The organism is Solibacillus sp. FSL H8-0523 (assembly GCF_038051985.1).
Lineage (GTDB): Bacteria > Bacillota > Bacilli > Bacillales_A > Planococcaceae > Solibacillus.
The window spans coordinates 1,014,536-1,032,599 of record NZ_CP150291.1; the positions used below are offsets into that span (position 1 = coordinate 1,014,536).

16 protein-coding genes are annotated in these 18,064 nt (G+C 36.0%); all 16 read left to right on the plus strand.

Annotation, left to right across the window (positions count from 1 at the left end):
• Positions 1 to 21: 21 nt before the first annotated feature.
• The 16 genes from galE (at position 22) to rfbA (ending at position 18,049) form a co-directional block, all read left to right on the plus strand.
• Entirely contained in the window at positions 22 to 1,068 is a 1,047-nt protein-coding gene (galE, locus tag NSQ62_RS04750; RefSeq protein WP_341322782.1) for a UDP-glucose 4-epimerase GalE, read from the plus strand.
• Positions 1,069 to 1,162: 94 nt separating this feature from the next.
• Positions 1,163 to 3,004, plus strand: coding sequence for a nucleoside-diphosphate sugar epimerase/dehydratase (locus tag NSQ62_RS04755; protein WP_341322783.1), 1,842 nt, complete (start codon positions 1,163 to 1,165; stop codon positions 3,002 to 3,004).
• A 42-nt stretch (positions 3,005 to 3,046) separates the two neighbouring features.
• Positions 3,047 to 3,655 carry a sugar transferase gene (locus NSQ62_RS04760; protein ID WP_341322784.1) on the plus strand — a complete coding sequence of 203 codons (609 nt, stop codon included), beginning with the start codon at positions 3,047 to 3,049 and terminating at the stop codon, positions 3,653 to 3,655.
• Between the two features lie 32 nt (positions 3,656 to 3,687).
• Entirely contained in the window at positions 3,688 to 4,875 is a 1,188-nt protein-coding gene (locus tag NSQ62_RS04765; protein WP_341322785.1) for a glycosyltransferase family 4 protein, read from the plus strand.
• A 1-nt stretch (position 4,876) separates the two neighbouring features.
• Positions 4,877 to 5,914, plus strand: coding sequence for a polysaccharide biosynthesis protein (locus NSQ62_RS04770; protein ID WP_341322786.1), 1,038 nt, complete (start codon positions 4,877 to 4,879; stop codon positions 5,912 to 5,914).
• A 16-nt stretch (positions 5,915 to 5,930) separates the two neighbouring features.
• On the plus strand, positions 5,931 to 7,040 hold the full coding sequence (locus NSQ62_RS04775) for a capsular polysaccharide biosynthesis protein CapF (protein WP_341322787.1): 1,110 nt from the start codon (positions 5,931 to 5,933) through the stop codon (positions 7,038 to 7,040).
• A gap of 3 nt (positions 7,041 to 7,043) precedes the next feature.
• Positions 7,044 to 8,174, plus strand: coding sequence for a UDP-N-acetylglucosamine 2-epimerase (non-hydrolyzing) (wecB, locus tag NSQ62_RS04780; RefSeq protein ID WP_341322788.1), 1,131 nt, complete (start codon positions 7,044 to 7,046; stop codon positions 8,172 to 8,174).
• On the plus strand, positions 8,174 to 9,406 hold the full coding sequence (locus NSQ62_RS04785) for a glycosyltransferase (RefSeq protein ID WP_341323886.1): 1,233 nt from the start codon (positions 8,174 to 8,176) through the stop codon (positions 9,404 to 9,406). Before wecB ends, NSQ62_RS04785 begins: the two co-directional genes overlap by 1 nt.
• 12 nt (positions 9,407 to 9,418) lie before the next feature.
• Positions 9,419 to 10,525: a glycosyltransferase gene (locus tag NSQ62_RS04790; RefSeq protein WP_341322789.1), complete on the plus strand. Its 1,107-nt coding sequence runs from the start codon at positions 9,419 to 9,421 to the stop codon at positions 10,523 to 10,525.
• 130 nt (positions 10,526 to 10,655) lie between these two features.
• The gene (gene wzy / locus NSQ62_RS04795; RefSeq protein WP_341322790.1) at positions 10,656 to 12,098 is read left to right on the plus strand and encodes an O-antigen polysaccharide polymerase Wzy; all 1,443 of its coding nucleotides are present in this window, start codon (positions 10,656 to 10,658) and stop codon (positions 12,096 to 12,098) included.
• Positions 12,099 to 12,169: 71 nt separating this feature from the next.
• Positions 12,170 to 13,153, plus strand: a complete 984-nt coding sequence (locus NSQ62_RS04800; protein WP_341322791.1) for a glycosyltransferase — start codon at positions 12,170 to 12,172, stop codon at positions 13,151 to 13,153.
• Positions 13,138 to 14,619 carry a lipopolysaccharide biosynthesis protein gene (locus NSQ62_RS04805; RefSeq protein WP_341322792.1) on the plus strand — a complete coding sequence of 494 codons (1,482 nt, stop codon included), beginning with the start codon at positions 13,138 to 13,140 and terminating at the stop codon, positions 14,617 to 14,619. The genes NSQ62_RS04800 and NSQ62_RS04805 overlap by 16 nt, the downstream gene beginning before the upstream one ends.
• Positions 14,620 to 14,673: 54 nt before the next feature.
• Complete coding sequence (locus NSQ62_RS04810) at positions 14,674 to 15,219, plus strand: GNAT family protein (protein WP_341322793.1); 546 nt, start codon at positions 14,674 to 14,676, stop codon at positions 15,217 to 15,219.
• Between the two features lie 71 nt (positions 15,220 to 15,290).
• Positions 15,291 to 16,433, plus strand: coding sequence for a DegT/DnrJ/EryC1/StrS family aminotransferase (locus NSQ62_RS04815; protein WP_341322794.1), 1,143 nt, complete (start codon positions 15,291 to 15,293; stop codon positions 16,431 to 16,433).
• Complete coding sequence (locus tag NSQ62_RS04820; RefSeq protein ID WP_341322795.1) at positions 16,430 to 17,137, plus strand: WbqC family protein; 708 nt, start codon at positions 16,430 to 16,432, stop codon at positions 17,135 to 17,137. Before NSQ62_RS04815 ends, NSQ62_RS04820 begins: the two co-directional genes overlap by 4 nt.
• An 18-nt stretch (positions 17,138 to 17,155) precedes the next feature.
• Positions 17,156 to 18,049, plus strand: coding sequence for a glucose-1-phosphate thymidylyltransferase RfbA (rfbA, locus tag NSQ62_RS04825; protein WP_341322796.1), 894 nt, complete (start codon positions 17,156 to 17,158; stop codon positions 18,047 to 18,049).
• Positions 18,050 to 18,064 lie beyond the last annotated feature (15 nt).

The following is an 18,064-nucleotide window of genomic DNA, read 5'->3' on the forward strand; positions in this document are numbered from 1 at the left end:
CACGGGCAGGATGTAGATCGATTGTGCCCTTACTCGAAAACTAGTAACAGAGGAGGGACGACAACGAATATTTTAGTAACGGGTGGTGCGGGATACATTGGAACACATACGTGTATAGCGCTTATTGAAGCAGGTCATACAGTGGTTGTCGCGGATAATCTCAGCAATAGTAAAAGAGAGTCCATAGAAACTATCAAACGGATTACGAATCAAGAAATTCCTTTTTACGAGGTGGATATATCCGATAGACAAGCGGTTGAGCGAATTTTTGAAACAAATCACATTGACGGTGTCATTCATTTCGCCGGATTAAAGGCGGTCGGTGAATCGGTAGAAAAACCAGCAACGTATTACGAGAATAATCTGATCAGTACGCTTGTGCTGGTGAACAGTTGTTTAAAATATGGCATTAATCGATTTGTATTTAGCTCGTCGGCTACGGTATACGGTGAAAACGAGGTGCCATTTGTAGAGACAATGGAGCGATACCCGACAACCAACCCATATGGTGAAACAAAAGCCATGTGTGAGCGGATTTTAACAGATATCGCAAAGGCCAATCCCTTATTTTCCGTGTCACTTCTACGTTATTTTAATCCAGTCGGTGCCCATGAAAGTGGGTTGATTGGAGAAGTACCAACTGGCATTCCGAATAATTTAATGCCCTATCTAACACAAGTTGCGAAAGGCAAAATAGACGATTTAAGCATCTTTGGCAATGACTATCCAACAATTGATGGCACCGGTGTACGTGATTATATTCATGTGATGGATTTAGCAGAAGGGCATGTGGCTGCGTTAACCTACCTCAAAAAAGGTGCCCATATTTATAATCTTGGAACAGGTCAAGGCACGAGCGTTTTACAGCTAGTAAAAGCCTTTGAACAGGCGAATGGTGTGACGATAAGCTATAAAATGGTACCTCGTCGATCAGGCGATATCGCGTGCTGTTATGCAGATGTAGACAAGGCAAGAAGAGAACTACAATGGATCGCAAAACGCGATGTCATCACCATGTGCAAAGACGCCTGGCGATTTGAGCAAAATAATCTGCATCAAGAGGTGTGAAAATTTTCACCACAAGGAATACAACGCGGTTACAGCAACATATAATCTAAATCACGCGTTCTAAATGCACGACTATTTTTAGGGAGGATAAATAGTGAATTACACAGCTCGGTATACGATATTTTCCATTCTCGATTCACTTATTGTGTTATCAGCGATTTATATTAGTTATTTTTTATTGCATCCGACACTTAAGATTTCCGCGGATTCATTGCTTATCCTGAGCGCCATAACCTTGCTAATGAGCTATCATATTATGGCGTATTTCTTCCAACTCTATAATCGGATTTGGAGTTTAGCATCAGTCAGAGAATTGCTGACTATCAGTTATGCGGTGACGACAGCTGTAGTAACCGCAAGTGTCATGCAATATGTACTAAAAGGCGATGTGTATGTGCGCATTATGATTGTGACGTGGCTCTTACTCATTCTGTTAATCGGGGGCTCACGCTTTTTACTTAGAATTGCGCACGATCGGACGACAACTCAACCGAATGGCGATTTGAAAAAAGTACTCATCATTGGCGCGGGAGAAGCGGGGACTATGCTTTTACGTAGCATTAGAAAACATCCTGCTGAATATCAGGTCGTTGCCTTTGTCGATGATGATCGAAATAAACAGCATTTAAAATTAATGGACGTAAGTGTATGTGGCACTACAAAAGATATTCCACACATTGTGCAGGAAAAAGGGATTCAAGAAATTATTTTGGCGATTCCCTCTCTAAGTAAAAGAGAAATTCAAGAAATTTATACACGGTGTGTCGCGACAAAAGCAACGATAAAAATCATGCCGAAAATTGAAGATGTCATGACTGGGAAAGTTTCGGTCAATGATATGCAAGAAATCAAAATCGAAGACCTTCTTGGACGTGAAGAAGTAAAGCTCGATATGATGGCACTCTCTAATAATCTAACAAATAAAATAATCCTCGTAACAGGTGCTGGCGGTTCTATCGGTTCAGAAATTTGCCGACAAGTAGCACAATTCCAACCACAACAACTCATCTTACTCGGTCACGGAGAAAATTCCATTTACACAATCCACCTCGAGTTATCAGAAAAAATAGAATACAAAGGCGTGGAGTTTATTCCCGTCATTGCAGATGTACAGGACAGGGAACGGATTTTTGAAGTCGTTCAGCAGTTTCAGCCTGACGTTATTTATCATGCTGCTGCGCATAAGCATGTACCGATGATGGAATGTAACCCACGTGAAGCGGTGAAAAATAATATTTTTGGAACAAAAAATGTAGCAGAAGCTGCGCATACATTTGGTGTGTCCAATTTTGTCATGATTTCAACGGATAAAGCAGTGAATCCGCCAAATGTCATGGGAGCAACGAAGCGAATCGCTGAAATGATTATTCAACATTTAGCGACTTATAGTGATACGAATTTTGCAGCGGTACGTTTTGGTAATGTGCTTGGCTCTCGCGGTAGTGTTATCCCGAGATTTAAAGCACAGATTGCTATGGGAGGCCCTGTCACAGTTACCCATCCAGAAATGACCCGCTATTTTATGACGATTCCAGAAGCTTCGCGACTTGTGTTACAGGCCGGGGCGCTTGCGCATGGCGGGGAAGTATTCGTGCTTGATATGGGAGAGCCTTTGAAAATCGTTGACCTCGCGAAAAATTTAATTCGCTTATCCGGCTTTAGCGAAGAAGAAATTGAGATTGAATTCTCAGGCATTCGCCCAGGCGAAAAAATGTTTGAGGAATTGCTAAATGCTGCGGAAATTCAGGAGGAGCATGTCTATCCGAAAATCCACGTTGGCAAAGCGAATTGCATGGAAGCCTATCAATTGGCTGCTGTTTTAATCGAATTGGAGCAATGTCCAGTAGCGGAATTAAAACAAAAGCTGATCGATGTCGCTAATGGGAATTGGGACGCAACCACTAAAGAAATTCACTTGCTTAATAAGGCGTTATAAATACACCGTTTCCTAAATTATGAGTGAAGGAGCTGGAACCCCTTGTATAAGATTATCAAAAGACTAATGGATATTATCTTTTCTTTTACGGCAGGCATCCTTTTATCCCCTTTATTTTTACTATTGGTGATTGCCATCAAACTCGATTCAAAAGGGCCGATTCTTTTCAAACAAAAAAGAGTCGGCATTCATAAACGTCATTTTACGATTTTGAAATTTCGAACGATGCGTATCGATACGCCTAAAGATACACCGACTCATTTATTAGAAAATCCTGAGCAGTATCTGACGAAAATAGGAAGATTGCTTCGGAAAACTAGTTTAGATGAGTTGCCGCAAATTTGGAACATCTTCGTTGGGCACATCAGTTTGATTGGACCAAGACCAGCACTATGGAATCAATACGATTTAATTGCTGAACGTGATCAGTACGGGGCGAATGATATTTTACCAGGGTTAACAGGCTGGGCTCAAATTAATGGGCGCGATGAACTGACGATTGAAGACAAAGCAAGGCTGGATGGCGATTACGTAAGGCATTTCAGTTTTTGGATGGATGTGAAGTGCTTCTTTGGAACAATCCTCAACATTTTTACAACAGTAGGAGTTGTTGAAGGCGGTACGGGTGCGATTAATTCGAAGGAACGTTAAATGACATTCAATCAGTGGAGGCTAATTTACTTATGAAGCTACTTGTTATTTGCCAGTATTACTATCCTGAGCCTTTCCGTATATCAGATATTTGTGAAGCACTCGTAGAAAGAGGGCATGATGTCACCGTTTTAACCGGATTGCCAAACTATCCAGAGGGAAACGTATTGGATGCTTATCGCGGTGGAAAAAATCGAAAAGAAGTCATTAATGGGGTCAATGTCATCCGTAGCTTTGAAATTGGGCGTGGCAATCGGAAAGCAACCCTTCTGTTAAATTATTTTAGTTTTGCCTTATCTGCTTCCTATAAGACGCTGTTGATGAAGGAGAAGTATGACGCGGTATTCGTCAATCAACTATCACCTGTCATGATGGGCATTCCTGCAATGGTCTATAAAAAGAAGCACAACAAAAAGATGCTCCTATATTGCCTTGATCTATGGCCCGCTAGTTTGACAGCAGGAGGCATTCAAAAAGATTCACGTATTTATAAGCTATTTTCTCATCTATCCACGTGGATTTATCGCTCTGCGGACCAGATTGCGGTGAGTTCAACGATGTTTCAAAGCTATCTGAACGATACGATTGGTGTCAATTCATCAGCCATTGTGCATTTGCCACAATATGCGGAAGCTTTATTTACGGAAAAAGTCGAAGTGGATAAAGGGAAGCAGTTTCATTTTGTATTTGCCGGTAATATCGGAGAAATGCAAAGCGTCGACACACTCATAAAGGCGGCAGACCTTTTACGAAATGACGCATCTATCCAGTTTCACATCGTAGGAGATGGTTCGAAATTAGAGGAATGCAAAGCTTTGAGTAAAAATTTGGGGCTTGAAAATATCCTTTTTCACGGACGAAAACCGCTCAATGAAATGCCGAATTATTACAGTTTAGCCGATGCGATGCTCATTACATTAAAAGATGATGCAGAGCTTTCCTCTACATTACCTGGGAAAGTTCAGTCTTATATGGCAGCTGGCAAACCAATTATCGGAGCAATTAATGGTGAAACAAGTGAAGTAATCGAAGCCGCAGCTTGCGGATACTGCTGTGAGGCAGAAAATGTGAGCGCGCTGGCCAATTTAATTGTGCAATTTTGCCAAAATAGCGAAAAGGAACAAATGGCGACAAATTCATATGACTACTACTGCAAAAACTATAGTAAAGAGCGATTTTTAGCAGTGCTGGAAGAAACGCTTATAAAAATGGAGGTTTGACATGTTTCGAGATAAAACGTTAATGATCACAGGTGGCACCGGTTCGTTCGGCAATGCTGTAATGGAAAGATTCCTAGATACAGATATAAAAGAAATTCGTATTTTTTCCCGTGATGAAAAAAAACAGGACGATATGCGAAAAAAGTATAACAGCGATAAATTAGCCTTTTATCTTGGTGATGTCCGTAATCGTGATAGCTTAAAAAATGCGATGCACGGTGTGGATTATATATTCCATGCAGCAGCCTTAAAGCAAGTTCCTTCGTGTGAGTTTTTCCCACTTGAGGCGGTCAAAACAAACATTTTAGGAACAGAAAATGTATTACATGTCGCAATCGAATGCGGTGTGAAAAAGGTCATTTGCTTATCTACAGATAAAGCTGCCTATCCGATCAACGCGATGGGCATTTCAAAAGCCATGATGGAAAAGGTGTTTGTCGCAAAATCAAAAACGGTTTCCCCAGAAAAAACCGTCATTTGCGGCACAAGGTATGGCAATGTCATGGCCTCGCGCGGCTCCGTCATTCCTTTATTTATTGAACAAATAAAACAGGGGCTGCCACTGACAATCACAGACCCTAACATGACAAGGTTTTTAATGAGTTTAGAAGAAGCGGTGGAGCTCGTATTATTCGCGTTTGAATTTGCACAAGCAGGCGATATTATGGTTCAAAAATCGCCGGCTAGTACGATTGGCGACCTCGCACAAGCATTGAAGGAATTATTTAATGTGGACAACGAAATTCAAATCATCGGCACAAGGCACGGAGAAAAACGCTATGAAACCTTGCTGACAAAAGAAGAATTTGCTGTGGCAGAAGACTTAGCAGGCTTCTTTAAAGTGCCAGCTGACCAACGAGACCTTAATTACAATAAATATTTTGAAGATGGCGACCTGAGACTCACAACAGTTCAAGAATACAATTCGGATAATACGAAAAAGTTAACGATCGAGGAAATTAAAGAAACACTACTACAGTTAGACTACATTCAAGCGGAATTGAAGCAATGGGCTCAAGTAACCCATATTTTAAACTAAAAGGTGGCGTGCAGAGATGAAAATTTTAGTGACAGGTGCGAATGGATTTATCGGGAAAAACCTCATTGCGGAACTGAATAATCTAGGGTTTAATGAAATCTTTGAGTTTACAAGAGACACGGATCCCGCACTGCTTGAAACCTATACCGAGGCGTGTGACTTTGTATTTCATTTGGCTGGGGTAAACAGACCCAAGCATGCGCATGAATTTATGGAAGGTAACTATGAATTTACTTCTCGTTTACTAGAGTTACTAAAGAAAAGCCAAAAGCAGGCGCCTATTGTAACAACTTCATCGACCCAAGCAGAATTAGATAATCCATATGGGCGAAGTAAAAAGGCAATGGAAGAGTTGTTGCTTCAATACCAACAAGAAATAGGAGCACCCGTGTATATTTACCGATTACCAAACGTATTTGGTAAATGGAGTAAACCGAATTACAACAGTGTTGTCGCTACGTATTGCCATCATATTGCACGGAACCAAGAGATCCAAATCCATGATCCCGAGGCGAGGCTAACGCTTTGTTATATCGATGACTTATTAGAAGAGTTTTTCCAAGCGCTTAGTGGGATGCCAACTGCTGAAGGTGATTTTTATGTTGTGCCGACAACGTACACGATGACCGTGAGCGAGCTAGCCAGTCAAATCCAAAAGTTTAAAGACAGCCGAGCGAATGGCCAAATTGAAAATATGCAAGATCCACTTACGAAAAAGCTCTATAGCACGTATTTAAATTTTTTGCCGGAAGATCAATTCGCCTATGACTTAAAGATGAATGTTGACAGCCGTGGCTCGTTTACCGAATTTATCCGTACACCGGACCGGGGCCAGGTATCCATCAACCGATCGAAGCCAGGTATTGAAAAGGGCAACCATTGGCATCACACGAAAAATGAAAAGTTTTTAGTGGTGAGTGGAGAAGCGTTAATCCGACTGAGAAAAATCGACGCGAGTGAACTGATTGAATATAGGGTGAATGGAGATAAGCTACAGGTTGTTGATATTCCTACAGGCTATACCCATTCCCTAATTAACATAGGAAACACCGATCTTGTAACAGTCATTTGGGTAAATGAATGCTTCGATCCAGTTAAGCCGGATACGTACTATTTGGAGGTATAAAGCTTGAAAAAACTAAAAGTAATGACAGTAGTAGGAACGCGACCAGAAATTATTCGCTTGTCTGCCGTAATCAATAAGCTAGAAGAGTCTCAAGTCATTGAACATACGCTTGTTCATACCGGACAAAACTATGATTATGAACTGAATGAAGTTTTCTTTAAAGATTTCGGATTGAAGAAGCCAGATTTTTTCTTAAATGCAGCTACCGGAACAGCAACTGAAACAATCGGTAACATTTTAAATAAAATTGATCCTGTATTAGAGGAAGTGCAGCCTGATGCATTTTTAGTATTAGGAGATACGAACAGTTGCTTATGTGCAATTGCTGCGAAAAGAAGGCAGATACCGATTTTCCATATGGAAGCAGGTAATCGCTGCTTTGATCAACGCGTGCCAGAGGAAACAAATCGTAAAATCGTCGATCATATTTCGGATATAAATTTAACATATAGTGATATTGCGAGGGAATACCTGTTACGAGAGGGCTTTCCGGCAGATCGAATTATTAAGACAGGAAGTCCGATGTTTGAAGTGCTTCATTCGAAAAAAGCGGACATCGAACAGTCGGATATCGTACAAACATTAGCACTTGAAGAAGGTCGTTATTTTGTTGTATCTGCACACCGCGAAGAAAATATTAACTCAAGCAGAAATTTCCTTGATTTAGTGGAAAGCTTAAATGCCATTGCTCAAAAGTACCAGCTTCCAGTTATCGTGAGCACTCATCCAAGAACGCTAAAAATGATTGACAGTAAGGGGATTGAGTTTAACCCACTGATCAAAATCATGAAGCCTTTAGGGTTTAACGATTATGTGAAGCTGCAATCAAAATCAAAAGCAGTGCTGAGTGATAGTGGAACAATTAGTGAAGAATCATCCATTCTAGGCTTCAAAGCACTCAATATTCGCCAAGCGCATGAACGCCCAGAAGCGATGGAAGAAGCGTCTGTTATGATGGTCGGTCTTGAAAAGGAAAGAATTTTACAAGGGTTGGAGATTTTAGAAACACAGGAAACGGACACGTTAACGCTAGTGAAAGACTACGGAATGCCGAATGTTTCAGATAAAGTTTTGAGGATTATTTTGTCTTACACACATTATGTGAATCGGGTCGTGTGGGGGCTGGTGAATTGATGAGAGTTGTACAAATAAACTCAGTTTGTGGGATAGGAAGCACTGGCAGGATAGCTACCGATATTCACCATACTTTGATTGAAAATAGCTATAAGAGTTACATTGCTTATGGAAGGAATACACCTAAAAATTGTGAAAACCCAATAAGAATAGGTACTAACTATGATAATTATTTACATGTAGGATTAACAAGAATATTCGACAAACATGGATTTGGATCAGTAAAGGCAACAAAAGCATTTATAAAAAATCTAGAAGAAATAAATCCTGAGATTATTCATCTCCATAATCTTCATGGATATTATATCAATATCGAATTGCTATTCAATTATTTAAAACAAAGTAATAAACGTGTTATTTGGACACTTCACGACTGTTGGGCTTTTACTGGACACTGTTCTCATTTTGAATTTGTAGGTTGCAAAAAGTGGGAATTAGGATGTTTTGAATGTCCAGAAAAAAAAGAGTATCCAGCAAGTTTATTTAAGGATAATTCTGAGCAAAATTTTTTGAAGAAAAAAGCATTATTTACAGGGCTTAAGGATTTAACAATTATTACCCCATCGAAATGGCTAGCTAGTTTAGTAAACCAGTCTTTCTTAAGTGAGTATCCTATTAAAGTAATTCATAATGGTATAAATTTAGATGTTTTTAAACCAACAACAAACAGCAGTTTTCGAAAAAAACATAATTTAATGAATAAGTTTATGATTTTAGGAGTAGCAAATATTTGGAATCAAAAAAAAGGTCTAAATCACTTTATTGAACTTTCAAATTATCTTGAAGACGATGAAGTGATAGTTCTAGTAGGTTTGACAGAAAAGCAGAAAAAAGAATTGCCTAAACAAATAATTGGTATTTCTTTAACGAATAGCACGAAAGATTTAGCGGAAATTTATTCAGCTGCAGATGTTTTTGTAAATCCAACTTTAGAGGATAATTTTCCAACAACTAATATTGAAGCATTAGCTTGTGGAACACCTGTATTTACATTTAATTCAGGAGGGAGTTACGAGAGTATAGATGAAACATGTGGGAGAATAATAGCTCCTAAAAATACTAGAGGAATAATAGATTGTTTAAAAACATATAGAACTAGTAAGTTGATTAATTCTTCAAGTTGTATAAATAGAGCAAATAAATATAACATGAAAAATCAATATATCGAATATTTAAATCTATATTTAAAGAAAGGTAGTGAACTGCAGGAGATAGCATTACCTTCTATTTAAGGAGTTAAATTGATGAAAAGAATATTGGTGGTAGTAGATAATCTAAATAGCGGTGGTATTGCCTCAGTTGTACTTAATATTGCAGAGGCAACAGATACAGATAATTATATTTTTGATTATATTCTTTATAAACAACCTAACAATGATGTAGTACAAAGAATAGCAAAAATAAAAGGGAAATACTTTGTAGTTAAAAGGATAAGTGAGACAACCCCATTTAAATATGTAAAAAAAATAAGAGAAATAATACGAAATAACGGTCCTTATGATGCAATACATGCACACACCTCAAGTTTTATTTGGTTATCTTGTCTAGCTGCAAAAAAAGAAAATATCTCTATACGAATAGGACATGCACATGGCAGTAGAAATTCTAAGCAATTTTTAATGAGTAAAGGGTTATATTCAATTTTAAAATATTTTAATAGAAGATATTGCACAAAAAAAATAGCTTGCGCGGAAATATCAGGTAAGTATATTTTTGGGAATGAATTTGATTTTATACCCAATTTTATTGATCACAAAAAATACTTAAAGGTTAATAAAGAAGAAATAGATGAATTTATGTTTCAACACAACATCCCCAAAAATATTGAAATATACTGTTTTATTGGATATTTAGGCGGAGAAAAAAACCCCCTGTTTGCATTAAAAATATTTAAAGAGATTTTAAGAGATAATTCAAATTCATTTTTACTTATCGCAGGGGATGGGCCAGATTCAAATCAATTAGAGGAATATATAAAAGGAAATCAAATGGAGAATAAAGTGGAAATGTTTGGAAATACAGATAAAGTAAGAGAAATTCTTCAAATATCCAATACCTTATTAATGCCATCATTCTCTGAGGGGATGTCGATGGCATTATTGGAAGCCCAAATATCTGGAGTAAACTGTATTGTATCGAAAGGGGTCCCAAAAACGAATGACATTAAAGCTGGGCTCTTTCATCAGTGTTCAACATTATCAGTTGAAGACTGGATAGATATGATAAAAGAGGGTAAAAAAACCGATGAAATAAGTCAAATGGAAATTATAAAATCCTTAGAAAAGATTGAATATGATAAGGAAAGCGTTGTAAAAAAATATGAAATGATTTATTCAAATCATAAATTTTAATAGTTAAGAAAATTTCATCCAATTAGCAAGGCTCCCACATCAAGACTTTGGAGTACTATTATTTAGAATTAAAATATATAACACTAAATTTTTTAACATTTATAATAAAAATATTATTAGGAGATATAATATGGGGGAAATTTTATTAAATGATTCTATTTTAGCGAAAAGAAAAAATATTGAAGGTTTAATGACGGTTTTAAACGCGTTATCAATTAATTTAGCACTTATAGGTGTTGCCATTTATATAAAAGATTATCCTTTTCAAAAATGGGTATTTCTATTTGCCCTATTATCGATAATTCAGTTAATTATTAATATCGTTACAGTAAGGAAATTAGAAGGGAAATTCTTCTCATTAACTACACTTTTTCTACTATTTTCATTTATAACTCATCTTGGGTTAGTAATAATTTTTGGGTTTAATATTAATGTAGAATTACCTTGGGATCCCATGTCCACGATTTCAACTAAAATGTTTAAAGATGCCTCTTTTTTTTCTTTGTGCTGCCATTTGTTTCTCATTCTGGGGATGTCTGTGATTTTTATAAATACTAAAACAATAAAAATTGTTCCTAAACTTTTAGAAAATGAAAATAATCAATTAGCTCTAACCAGAAATATTGGTACCATACTACTTTTTGCAGGCTTATTGCCCATGCTATATATCGATATTAATAAAATTATTTTATATGCAAATGGAAATTATTTAGATACTTTTCAATTGGGTATTCCTAGCTTTTTGTATATTATAGCTAGTTTTAGTGATATTGGAATAATAATGTTATTGATTGGTAATAAGTCGAATAATAGCAAAGTATTGCTATTACTAATACTTGTAACAATTTATAAAGGTGCTTTAATGTTCACGGGTAGTAGAGGCGAGCCCATTTTATATTTATTAACATTATATTTTATATATTATAACTTTATAAAAATAAAAAAAATCAAGTCCTTTAAGATTCCTTTATATTTATTTTTAATTTATATGGTAGGATTTTTAACCACGTTTATCAGTCGAACTCGTATGATGTCCATAAATGATGTGAATACCTTTATAGATGTTTTAAAATCAACATTTGTAGATTTCTCTCCATTTTCTGTCATAGCAGAGTTTGGTATTACAATAATTACATTAGGTATTTCGATAGAATTTTTTTCATTCAATAATGATTTTCAATATGGATTAAACTATCTTCTATCATTATTGAATATATTTCCAAATGTAGGTGGTGTGTTGGACTTTACTATTCCGAAAACAATATACATTTACAATTATCCTGCACATTTAAGGTCGTTTCTGGGCGGTTCCTATTTAGGTGAAGCGTTTTATAGTTTTGGCTATTATGGAATGATTTTTATAGCATTTATCGGAATGTTAATTAGTTATATTTCTTTAAAATTCCAAGAACTATTTTTAAAACAGAAATATATACAGTTATCAATTTTGTTGATTTTATTTCCAAATTTACTTTGGTGGACAAGGGCCTATTTTGCGGATATGGTGAGGGAATTTACTTGGATTTCTATATGTACTGTTATTTTAACTTTATTCTTAAAAAGAAATAAATAAATTTAAGGGTTTAAATAATATATGACTTTTTGATTTGTCCTAAAATATTAATTTCTGGGAGAGTATAAGATATGGAAACCGTTGTAGTAAGCGTTCATTGTTTAACGTATAATCATGAAAAATTTATAGCAGAGGCTATAGAAAGTTTTTTAATGCAAAAGACTAATTTTAAATTTGAAATATTAATACATGATGATGCTTCTACTGATCGAACGCCAGAAATAATCAAAGAATATGAGTTAAAGTATCCTGGGTTAATCAAGCCTATCTTTCAAACAGAGAATCAGTATTCAAAAAGAAAGTCGTTTAATACATTAAATCTTAATAATTTGATTCGTGCAAAAGGAAAATATATTGCCGTGTGTGAAGGTGATGATTACTGGATAGATCCATATAAGCTACAAAAACAAGTGGATATGATGGAGAAAAATCCTAATTGTAGTCTATGTGTTCATGGCGGATATATAGTGACTGCTGCAGAAAAAAAGGTTCTCTTAAAAAATAGACCATCTAAAAAGGATAAAGTTTTTACAGTAGATGAGGTTATTGAAGGTGGTGGAGGACTATTTTTAACTAATTCTATGGTATTCCGCAAAAATTACGGATTAGAAACACCTGAATTTTTAGAAAAGTCTCCAGTGGGTGATTATCCATATGTAATACATTTTTCCTTACTAGGTGAAGTATGTTATATTGACGAACTTATGTCAGCATACCGATTAGGACATAGTGGCTCTTGGACAGCAACAGAATTTAACACTATAGAGATTAAGAAGCGTCATTACTCTGAAATTGAAAAAATGCTTGATAACTTAAATGTATATACTGATTCTCAATATAAAGATGTAATTAATAGGACAAAAATAAAAACGCAAATCTCTTTTTTATTAGAACAAAGAAACTATTATGAAATAAAAAAAGGTATATATAAAGAATACTATTTAGCGTTAAGTTTCAAGAGAAAATTAATAATTTTTATGGATCAATTTAGTCCATTTCTATCTAGGATTTTGAGGGTTGTTAAAAGGAGAGTAAGTGTATGGACTTCCATCTAACAAAACTCAAAGTACTTTCGTCTCTTTTGTGGAAATTAACTGAAAGATTGGGAGTTCAGGGGATTCAATTTATCGTAATGATTGTTCTTGCCCGCTTTCTTTTACCGGATGATTTTGGATTAATCGTTCTGGTAATGGTTTTCATATCCATGGCTGGAATTATAACGCAAGGCGGATTTAATTTAGCCTTAATTCAAAAGAAAAAAGTTGAAGAGATTGATTTTTCATCGGTCTTTTATTTAAACTTATTTATTGCATTAATTCTATATATCCTACTCTTTTTCACAGCACCATATATAGCCTCATTTTTTGAACAACCTCAATTGAAATTTATTTTAAGAATACTTGCTATAACATTATTTTTTAATTCTTTAAGTGCAATTCAAAATACAATCATTTCGCGAGAATTTCAATTTAAAAAACTATTTACTAGTACATTGACGGCATCTATTATAGCGGGAATAGTTGGTATAGCTATGGCATATACTAATTATGGTATATGGGCTTTAGTAGGGTTTCAATTAACAAATCAATTTCTAGTTACGATTATATTATGGTTCACAATAAACTGGAGACCAAAATTTCTTTTTTCCTTTAAAAGGATTAAGCGTTTATTTTCTTTTGGGTGGAAGTTACTAGTTTCTTCTTTAATTGATGCAATAGATCTAAATATTAGAATTTTATTAATAGGGAAGTTGTTTAATCCTGCAATACTAGGTTTTTATAATAGAGGAGAGCAATTTCCTAATCTCCTTGTAAATAATATAAATGGAGCAATACAAGCGGTTATGTTTCCTACACTCTCGTCACATCAAGATGATAGAAATAGAGTGAAGGAGATTTTGCGGAGAGCAATTGTGACGAGTTCATTTATCATTTTCCCTATGATGGTTGGGTTAGCCGTCGTTGCAGAACCTTTAGTGAAGCTTTTATTGACAGAAAAGTGGCTACCTGCCGTGCCATTTATCCAAATTTTTTGTGCGGGCTATGCATTATGGCCAATTCATACAGCTAATTTACAGGCTATAAATGCATTAGGAAGAAGCGATATTTTTCTCAAATTGGAAATTATAAAAAAGCTATTAGGAGTATTTTTTTTAATAGTGAGTATCCCTTTCGGTGTTTATGCAGTAGCTCTTAGTATAGTAGTTGGTGGAGTTATAGCATCGTTCATTAATGCATATCCCAACTCGCAATTACTTAACTATAGTATTCGAGAGCAATGGAATGATGTGATTCCTTCCTTTCTATTATCTATTGTTATGGGAGCAGTTATATATACTATTCATTGGATTCAAATGTCAGCCATGTTAACCTTATTAGCTCAAGTTTTTGTCGGCGTATTTATATATATAGGATTAGCTGCTCTTTTCAGACTCGAATGTTTTTCTTATTTAGTAGTAACGCTAAAAGAACTTTTAAGAACTAGAAGGAGTATACAATTAAAAGCATATAAGAAAATATGATTATAGGCTATTTGTAAAAATTCATCCATTTAATTAATAGATAAGGAGAATAATATGGAAAACAAAGTATATTTAAGAGCTTTTGAGCATAGTGATATTAGTTTTTTAAATACTATTAGAAATAATGACACGCTTTATCAAACAACGACAGGTAATAAATACTATATTTCTTCAGAACATGATAAAAAATGGATAGAGGACAAAATATTTAATAATTACAATCAGCTCTATTTAGTTATTTGTAGTAGTGAAAGCCAACAACCACTTGGGTACGTTTGCGCAAATAACATTGACTATATCAACAGAAAGGCGGAATGGGGAGGGCTAATCGTTACGAATGAACTGAATAGTAAAGGGATTGGCACAGACGCGGGCTATTTACTATTAGATCATTTATTTGGCGAATTAGGTATGAATATGGTATATGCCTATGTAAATGAAAATAATAAAGCATCATATCGTTTATCTGAGAAGTATGGATTTAAAAAAGACGGGTTAATTCGAAATTTTGTTTATAAACAAAATCGTTTTCACAATGTCTATGTGTTTTCAATCTTGAAATCAGAATATGTAAATAACAAAACATTATACGTTGAGTAATAGTTACTGATTTCATTATAATGATTTTGAAATTTTACTAGGTTACTATCCTATAGAGCAAAGGTGATGCTATGAATAATCCAATACAAGTAACACAATCGTCCATGCCAGCGTTTACCGATTATATCGACGAAATAAAAGATTTATGGGAAAGTAAATGGTTAACCAATCAAGGCGCAAAGCACGCACAGTTAGAGCTGGAAATAGCGGAGTTTTTAAAGACGCCCAATGTGGCACTCTTTACAAACGGGCATTTAGCACTGGAAGCAAGTTTAGAGGCTTTCGGGCTGACAGGCGAGGTTATTACGACACCATTTACATTTGCTTCAACAACGCACGCCATTGTAAGAAAAGGATTAACGCCTATTTTTGCGGATATCAATCCTCATGATTATACAATGCAAACCGAAAATTTAGAGCGACTCATAACCGAAAAAACGTCAGCGATCCTGCCTGTTCATGTATACGGCAATCTGTGTGATGTAAAAGAAATTGAACGAATCGCCATTAAATATAATCTGAAAGTCATTTATGATGCGGCACATGCTTTCGGTGTTACCGTAAATGGCGAGAGTATGGCCAACTTTGGAGATGCTTCGATGTACAGTTTTCATGCTACAAAAGTTTTTAATACAATTGAAGGTGGGGCTCTAACGTTTAAAGATTCCAACCTAAAACACGTCATAAACGCATGTAAAAACTTTGGTATCACTGGACCTGAAACGATAGACTATATTGGTGGTAACGCCAAAATGAACGAATTTCAAGCAGCGATGGGGCTTTGTAATCTGCGAACACTCCATCAAGAAATCGCCAAAAGAAAAACCGTTTACGAACGCTATCTAGAAAATCTAAGCGGCATGGCTGATATAACAATACCAACGATTCAAAAAGAAGTCGCTAGTAATTATGCGTATTTCCCAGTGCTATTTGACAGCACAAAAACTTCAAGAGACGACATCCAACACGAATTAATGAAACACAATATATATACAAGAAAATATTTTTATCCATTAATCAATGAACTTGAATGCTACCAATCTAAATTCACTACTAATCCTACTCCAGTCGCACAACAAATCGCACAAAATGTCTTAACACTGCCACTCTATGCAGATTTATCATTAGATGCGGTCGATTGTATTTGCAGCTTAATCAAAGCCAAACTCAATCCTAAAAAAATAATTGTTTCAAAAGGGGATATTTTCATATGAACGTTGCCTTAATGCAACCGTATTTCTTTCCCTATCTGGGTTACTTTCAGCTTATCCACGCGGTCGATGAATTTGTTGTTTTTGACCAAGCACAGTATATCCGAAGAGGCTGGATTAACCGTAATCGACTGTTGAATCCACACAAAGAAAGCGTTTATATCAATGTGCCTGTACACAAAGCGCCTCGAGAAACAAAAATTAAAGATATATTGATCAATCATACGAGTAGTTGGAAGGACACGATTTTTCAACAACTCAGCTATTACCGGAAAGCACCGAACTATGCATTTGTACTGGATTTTATGACGGACTGCTTGGCGAGTGATGCGGTTTATTTAAGTGAACTAAATACGAGCGTCTTAAAAAAAGTTTGCGTTTTATTGGAAATCGATACAAAAATCACGGTTTTATCTGAGCGCTTGCCCCTGTTAACTGAAATGGATGCAGCGGATGACTGGGGAATTGCAGTCTCAAAAGCGCTACATGCTACTACCTACATTAATGCTATCGGTGGTATGGATTTTTACGATCAACAAAAATATCTCGCCAATGATTTAGATATTCAATTTATTAAAACCGAGCTAAAACCGTATCAACAATTTCACAATGAGTTTGTACCGGGTTTGTCCATTATTGATGTGCTGATGTTTAATGAGCCAGAACAAGTAAAACAGATGTTAGAAATTCATGAACTAATTAAATAGCAAAAAAGGGGACTAGATATGAAAGGCATACTTCTAGCAGGCGGTTCAGGAACGAGGCTGTATCCTTTAACGAAATCCATTTCAAAACAAATGCTACCGATTTACGACAAACCGATGATTTATTATCCGCTATCTGTATTAATGCTGGCGGGAATAAGAGAGGTTTTAATTATTTCTACCCCGCGTGATATTGAAGGCTTTAAGGAGCTTTTAGGGGATGGAAGTAAGCTAGGGATGCAGTTTGACTATGCGGTTCAGGAGCATCCAAATGGTTTAGCTGAGGCCTTTATCATTGGCGCGGATTTTATCGGTGATTCGTCCGTTGCATTTGTGTTAGGAGATAACATTTTTTACGGGTCTAATTTATCGCCTGTATTAAAAGAAGCAGCATCCTTAACGAATGGCAGTATAATTTTAGGCTGTTATGTCAATGACCCGCGCGCTTATGGCGTAGTTGAAGTAGATGCGCAGCACAATGCCATTTCAATAGAAGAAAAGCCGGAAAAACCGAAATCTTCTTATGCGATTCCAGGGTTATATTTCTTTGATAACAAAGTTGTTCAGTTTGCTAACGAGGTGCAGCCATCTGCGCGAGGGGAACTGGAAATTACCTCGATTTTAGAAAGATACATGCAGCAAGGTGAACTGATTGTAAAGCTTGCAGGGCGTGGGTTAGCTTGGCTAGATACGGGCACACATGAATCACTATTAGAAGCCTCAAATTTTGTTGAGGCAATTCAAAAACGGCAAGGCTTGTATATTGCGAGTATTGAAGAGATTGCCTACCGAAAGGGCTATATTACAAAGAAAGAGCTCATTGAACTTGCAGAACCTCTTATGAAAACAGATTACGGGAAATATTTGATGGATGTTACACAAATGGTCGAAGAAACTGTCGAAATTGTATCTTAAAAGGTGGCAAAATCA

Bases quoted from the DNA above. Each gene is read 5' to 3' on its own strand.
- NSQ62_RS04770 (WP_341322786.1), top strand. From the start codon at position 4,877: ATGTTTCGAGATAAAACGTTAATGATCACAGGTGGCACCGGTTCGTTC.
- NSQ62_RS04790 (WP_341322789.1), top strand. From the start codon at position 9,419: ATGAAAAGAATATTGGTGGTAGTAGATAATCTAAATAGCGGTGGTATT.
- NSQ62_RS04775 (WP_341322787.1), top strand. From the start codon at position 5,931: ATGAAAATTTTAGTGACAGGTGCGAATGGATTTATCGGGAAAAACCTC.
- NSQ62_RS04785 (WP_341323886.1), top strand. From the start codon at position 8,174: ATGAGAGTTGTACAAATAAACTCAGTTTGTGGGATAGGAAGCACTGGC.
- NSQ62_RS04805 (WP_341322792.1), top strand. From the start codon at position 13,138: ATGGACTTCCATCTAACAAAACTCAAAGTACTTTCGTCTCTTTTGTGG.
- rfbA (WP_341322796.1), top strand. From the start codon at position 17,156: ATGAAAGGCATACTTCTAGCAGGCGGTTCAGGAACGAGGCTGTATCCT.
- NSQ62_RS04810 (WP_341322793.1), top strand. From the start codon at position 14,674: ATGGAAAACAAAGTATATTTAAGAGCTTTTGAGCATAGTGATATTAGT.
- NSQ62_RS04765 (WP_341322785.1), top strand. From the start codon at position 3,688: ATGAAGCTACTTGTTATTTGCCAGTATTACTATCCTGAGCCTTTCCGT.
- NSQ62_RS04800 (WP_341322791.1), top strand. From the start codon at position 12,170: ATGGAAACCGTTGTAGTAAGCGTTCATTGTTTAACGTATAATCATGAA.
- NSQ62_RS04815 (WP_341322794.1), top strand. From the start codon at position 15,291: ATGAATAATCCAATACAAGTAACACAATCGTCCATGCCAGCGTTTACC.
- wzy (WP_341322790.1), top strand. From the start codon at position 10,656: ATGGGGGAAATTTTATTAAATGATTCTATTTTAGCGAAAAGAAAAAAT.
- NSQ62_RS04820 (WP_341322795.1), top strand. From the start codon at position 16,430: ATGAACGTTGCCTTAATGCAACCGTATTTCTTTCCCTATCTGGGTTAC.